The organism is Allobosea sp. P4_C6, assembly GCF_056402015.1.
Genome location: NZ_JBFUIF010000099.1, coordinates 1 through 5,834 on the forward strand (window position 1 = coordinate 1; position 5,834 = coordinate 5,834).

The 5,834-nt window shown below is 63.4% G+C and carries 6 protein-coding genes; 4 read left to right on the plus strand and 2 right to left on the minus strand.

Features of this window, described 5'->3' with window-relative positions; genetic code table 11:
* Nucleotides 1-806: class A beta-lactamase (bla, locus tag AC1DVA_RS25910; protein ID WP_476807777.1), on the minus strand; the 806-nt coding region annotated here is incomplete at its 3' end.
* A 103-nt stretch (nt 807-909) separates the two neighbouring features.
* Between bla and AC1DVA_RS25915 the strand changes: the two genes are divergently transcribed.
* Nucleotides 910-1,773, plus strand: coding sequence for a LysR family transcriptional regulator (locus AC1DVA_RS25915; RefSeq protein WP_265055462.1), 864 nt, complete (start codon nt 910-912; stop codon nt 1,771-1,773).
* 213 nt (nt 1,774-1,986) lie between these two features.
* Nucleotides 1,987-2,532, plus strand: a complete 546-nt coding sequence (locus AC1DVA_RS25920) for a M15 family metallopeptidase (protein WP_476807778.1) — start codon at nt 1,987-1,989, stop codon at nt 2,530-2,532.
* Nucleotides 2,533-2,663: 131 nt separating this feature from the next.
* On the opposite strand, the gene AC1DVA_RS25925 is transcribed toward AC1DVA_RS25920, so the two are convergent.
* On the minus strand, nt 2,664-3,596 hold the full coding sequence (locus AC1DVA_RS25925) for a LysR family transcriptional regulator (RefSeq protein ID WP_476807779.1): 933 nt from the start codon (nt 3,594-3,596) through the stop codon (nt 2,664-2,666).
* A gap of 131 nt (nt 3,597-3,727) precedes the next feature.
* Here AC1DVA_RS25925 and AC1DVA_RS25930 point away from each other — a divergent pair, with 131 nt between their 5' ends.
* Complete coding sequence (locus tag AC1DVA_RS25930) at nt 3,728-4,693, plus strand: tripartite tricarboxylate transporter substrate-binding protein (protein WP_265055465.1); 966 nt, start codon at nt 3,728-3,730, stop codon at nt 4,691-4,693.
* 34 nt (nt 4,694-4,727) lie between these two features.
* Nucleotides 4,728-5,834: mandelate racemase/muconate lactonizing enzyme family protein (locus tag AC1DVA_RS25935; protein WP_476807780.1), on the plus strand; the 1,107-nt coding region annotated here is incomplete at its 3' end.

The following is a 5,834-nucleotide window of genomic DNA, read 5'->3' on the forward strand; positions in this document are numbered from 1 at the left end:
CCCGTGAAGAACACGCAGATCAGAATCGATGGCCCGCTTGGCGGCCAAATAATGCCGATATTGTTGTGCGTCGCCCGCGCCCCGGTGCCGGTCTTGTGGCCGACGGTGTAGCCGGCGGGGACGCCTGCCTTGATCCGGCCTGCCCCGGTCGGAGTCTCGGTGATCCAGCGCACAAGCAACTGCAGGTGCGCCGCCGAGAGCAAGTTGCCGCGCAAGACCTCGTCGAGATTGGCGACATACTGCTCGGCCGTGGTGGTGTCGCGCATGTCGCCGGGCAACGCGGTGTTCAGCTCRGTTTCCATTCGATCAACGCGTGTGACCTGGTCGCCGATGCTGCGATACCACTGCTGGAATGCAGCGAGACCGCCCATTTCGCGGATGAGGATATTCGCCGCTGGGTTGTCGCTAATCTCGACAGTTGCTTTGCACAGCTCCTCCAGCGTGAGCGTTCTGCCGATCGCCGGCTGCGTGACCGGCCCATGCGGCACCATGTCGGCGGCTGTGATCGGGACGGCTCGGTCGAGCCGGTCGCGCCCCTGCTGCACAGTCTGCATCACATAGGCTGCGAGAAACAGTTTGAATGTTGAACAGAAAGCGAAGCGCTCGGTCGAGCGCCAGCCGACCCGCTGACTCTCCCGCGTGGCGAAAAGCCCGAGGCGGCCGCCATGGCGCACTTCCAGGGACCGAAGATCGAGACTAGCCCGAGGTGCAGCCGCGGCATGCCCGGCGCCAAAAAGAGCGGCACCAGCGCCGATCAAGAACCAGCGGCGGTCCGCCACAAGGGAATCGATGGTGCGAGTTGTCATGTGCGTTTCGTCTCCAGAGGGAGGCGCAGAGGTAGCGAGGCCGCATGGCCCTAGCCAAATGATCGTTACTCAGATTTGATATGAATAAAATTGGGGCTTCTGGATGGATGTTTCGAGACTGCCGCTCAACGCCTTGCGCGCCTTTGAGGCATCGGCACGGCTCGGTAGCCTGACCAAGGCCGGGATGGAGCTGCGCGTCGGCCAGACCGCTATTAGTCATCAGATCAAGCTGCTTGAGAAGGATCTCGGCTTCATCTTGTTCGAGCGCTTGCCGCGTGGCATCGCCCTGACCGAGGAGGCCCAGGCGTTGCTGCCGGTGCTGACGGATGCGCTACGGCGAGTCGGCGACAAGGTGCACCAGCTGCGTACAGGCGGCACGGCCGAGATTCTCACGATCGGCGTGGTGAGCAGCTTCGCCCTCGGATGGCTCCTGCCGCGCCTGCAGGACTTCAACGCGCGGCATCCGCAGATCGAGGTGCGGATCAAGACGAACAACAACCGTGCCGACACGCTCCTAGACGGCCTCGATCTGTTCATTCGGTTCGGTGACGGCGCCTGGCACGGCACCGAGGCGGTCGAGCTGATGCAAGCCCCGCTTGCTCCGGTCTGCAGCCCTGCGCTCGCCATGTCAGTCCGCACTCCGGCTGACCTGCTGGCCCAGCACCTCCTGCGCTCATACCGCCAGGACGAATGGCCGCTCTGGTTCCTTACCGTGGGGCTGACCCCGCCGGTTGCGCGAGGCTGGATTTTTGATAATTCGCTGGCGCTGGTCGAAGCGGCAGCGCAAGGTCTAGGCGTTGCGCTTGTCCCCGCCGCGATGTTCTCGCGTGATATCTCTTCCGGACGGATCGTACAGCCGCTCGACCTCGGTATCGTCACCGGGGCCTACTGGATGACGCGGCTGAGATCACGGACCGAAACCAGCGCCATGGTGGCCTTTAAGAGGTGGATTGTCGCTGAGCTGTAGGCTGAGAATGGCAACCGGTCTGCGTCATCAAAGCGGACCATTTTTCAACGGTAAGCGGCAAGATGGACATTGGCGCATCGCCCGGAAACAGACATTCACACGGTGCGGCTCCAGGTCATTTTCGAGACAAATGGATCCTCTGCCTGCCTTCCTTTCGAGGCTCTCACAGGTAAATGTTGATCTATCATGTCCTCTCGTGCACGCGCCGCCTGCTTGCTGCCGATCAGCCTCTTGCTGACGAGCCTCGCGCTGGCATGCGCCGCGCACGGCCAATCAGGCACTCCAAGCGCTGATGGTGTCTACGCCAGAATCCCGATCCGCGACGAGTTCGGCCGCGACCAGATTCCGATGTTTCGCTCGTGGAACCCGAACCCGGTGGGAAATCAGGACGCCAACCTGCGTGCGCTCGACCCAATCCTCGCCAATATCGTTAGAGGGGCGCAAGCCGGCCTTCCGAACCTGCGCTTTGTCATTGGCTCGGGCCGGCGTGACCGAGATCAACAAGGTCGGGCCGTGGCCTGGGGATGGTCGAGGACGAAAAGCTCTTCGCATCGCTCCGGACGGGCTGTGGATCTCTGGCCGCTCGACGGGGAGGGGCGTGTCGTCTTCGATCCGACGCTTCAGGGCCAAATCGCCGCGGCCATGAGAAAGGCCGCCTCGGACACTGGGGTCCGGCTTCGCTGGGGCGGTCACTTTGGTCGCTACAAGGACAATGACCGGTCGCATTTTGAACTGGCGGCGAGGCGTCATCGCAGATGACGGCAACTGACGAGACCTGTGAGGACGCACACGGCCGACTAGAGGCACGGTTTCCACTGGATGGCACGTCACAACCGTCGCTAACATCGCGGATGCCGACGGGATTGCGGTTGCGCGGCACTACGGGACACTCAACGATCGCCTGACGGATGCGCTCGCTGATGAGTGTTTCCCCCGCCGGCAGCATCACGGAGTTTTTCGACCAGGAGACTGGCAGGAAGCGACAGTCCCTTGTTCCTTACCGAGATGACAAATTGGCGGCGGGCCCAAGGGTCGGTCAGCGGGACCACCGTCAGACACAGTGCCTGTTGAACGGCGCGCGCTTCCTCGCCAGGGACGATGGCGACTGCCAGACCAGCGGCGACGATCCGGTAGGCAGCATCCACTGTCGACACCTGGATCCGGTGGATCAGCTGCTTTCCGGCTGCTCCTGCGGCGCTCCGTTGTCTCTGCTGCAAGATGCTACGCGCCAGGATATCGACGTGCTCGTAGTCGAGAGTCTCGATGAAGGCGACAGAGGCGCGACTGGCAAGCGGGTGCCCCTGGGGTACAACGACGGCGAGGTGATCCCGGTGATAGGGAAAGAGGGTCAGATCTCGGAAGTCCACCGCATCCCAGCAAACGCCGATGTCGGCTCGTCCCTCTTCGACGCCCCTTACAACCTCCCAGATTTCCCGCTCTTCCATGCTCACTCGGACGTCGCGATACATCTTGGCGAAGCGACCAATATCATTGGGTAGAAACTGGGCGAGCGCCGACTTGCTGCCGAAAACGCGAACGTGGCCCTGCACACCCTGCGCAAAGGCGCCGAGGTCCGATTTGATCCGGTCGAGCATCTGCAGCGACTCGCGCGCATAGCGGCAGAGCGCCTCGCCCGCGGCCGTGACCGTCACGCCTCGGCGACCACGTTCAAACAATCTGACGCCGGCTTCGCTTTCCATATGGGCGAGGCGCTTGCTGACGGCCGAGGGCACGATCGCTTCCCTCTGGGCTGCGGCCGCGATGTTGCCCTCCTCGCAGACGGCTACGAACAAGCGCAAGGACACGGGGTCGAAACTGCGCATGACGCCTCCTGCAGAGCTTTTCAGCCATCTCCAAATGGAACGGCTTGGATGAAAAATGACCATGCCAGCGGTGGCTGATATTCCCTTCGCCTCGCTCTATCGTCCCGTCAACGAAGAACGGGGAGGCGACGATGGCGAAACTGGCTCTTGGCATTTTGCTGGCGGCGGCGATCGCGACGCCGGCTGCGGCGCAGAATTATCCTTCACGGCCGATCACGATGATCGTTCCTTTTGCCGCCGGGGGGCCGACCGACACGGTCGCTCGTGTGACCGCGGAAACTATGGGCCGCATTCTGGGCCAGAACATCATCGTCGAGAATGTGGCCGGCGCTGGCGGCACGACCGGCAGTCATCGAGCGGTTCGCTCCGATCCCGATGGGCACACCATCCTGCTCAACCATCTCGGTCTGGCGACGGCTGTCACGCTCTATCGCAAGCTGGCTTTCGATCCGACGGCCGATCTCAGGCCCGTCGGCGTCGTCTCGGATGCCAGCATGGCGATCATCGCCCGACCGGGATACCAGCCTGAATCGCTGGTGGATCTGATCAAGGACGTCAAAGCACGCGGGCAGGATGTGACATTTGCCCATTCTGGCCTGGGCGCCTCCTCGCAACTCTGCGGACTGCTGTTCATGGCCGCCATGGACAAGAAGCTCACTCAGGTGCCTTTCCGGGGCGGCGGGCCAGTACTGCAGGCGCTGCTGGCGAACCAGGTCGACCTTGGCTGCGAGCAGGCCACCACTGCCGCGCCCCAGCTGCAGTCGAAGAGCATCAAGGGCTATGCAGTTACGAGCGCGCAGCGAATCCCCGCGCTTCCTGATCTGCCCACCGTCGGCGAAGGCGGCCTTCCCAACATGGAAATTAGCGTGTGGCACGGCCTCTTCGTGCCTGCGAAGACCCCAGACTCCGTGGTTCAGACTTTGTCGGCCGCGTTGGCGAAGGCGTTGCAGGACCCCACGCTCGCCAGACGTTTCATTGACATTAGCACTGTGCCGACGCCTGAAAAGGCCACGCCGCAGTCCCTGGCGCAGACGCTGAAAGACGACATCGGCCGCTGGCGTCCGCTGATCCAGGCCGCCGGTCAGTTCGCCGACTGAACCCAGCCGCTCCTCCCACCAGGAAGCCCTCTAAATGCGTATCGTCGACATCCGGGAGCGCACCGCTCCGATCGCCTCGCCCATCGCCAATGCCTTCATCGACTTCTCGAAGATGACGCTGAGCCTGGTTGCTGTCGTTACCAACGTCATCCGCGACGGCAAGCCGGTGATCGGCTACGGCTTCAACTCGAACGGGCGCTATGGCCAGGGCGGGTTGATCCGCGAGCGCTTCGCCCCGCGCGTGCTCCAGGCGGCGCCCAACAGCCTGCTCGATGCTGAGGGTGGCAATATCGATCCAGGCAAGGTGTGGGCCGCGATGTTCACCAATGAGAAGCCCGGCGGCCATGGTGAGCGCTCCGTCGCCATGGGCACGATCGACATGGCGGTCTGGGACGCCGTCGCCAAGATCGCCGGCAAGCCGCTCTTCCGGCTGCTGGCGGAGCGCCACGGTACGCAGGCCGATCCTAAGGTCTTTGTCTATGCCGCCGGCGGCTACTACTACCCAGGCAAGGGGCTGGAGGGTCTGGCGGCCGAGATGGAGGGCTATCTCGACCGCGGCTACACGGTCGTGAAGATGAAGATCGGCGGCGCGCCGCTGGCAGACGACTGCAAGCGTATCGAGGCGGTGCTGAAGCTGCTGCCGGCCGGCAGCAGGCTCGCGGTCGATGCCAATGGCCGCTTCGATCTCGATACCGCGATCGCTTATGCCAAGGCGCTGCGCCAGTACGACCTGTTCTGGTACGAGGAGGCCGGCGATCCGCTCGACTACGATCTTCAAGCCAGGCTCACCGAGCATTATCCCGGCCCGATGGCAACCGGCGAGAACCTGTTCTCAATGCAGGACGCACGCAACCTGATCCGCTATGGCGGCATGCGGCCGGATCGCGACTGGCTGCAGTTCGACTGCGCGCTGAGCTACGGCCTCGTCGAGTATCTGCGCACGCTCGACATGCTCAAGGAAAACGGCTGGTCGTGGCGCCGCTGCATCCCCCATGGCGGCCACCAGATGTCGCTGAACATCGCGGCGGGGCTGGGGCTCGGCGGCAACGAGTCCTATCCGGACCTTTTCCAGCCCTATGGCGGTTTCCCGGATGGCGTCCGCGTCGAGGCCGGCCACATCGTCATGCCGGAACTGCCGGGC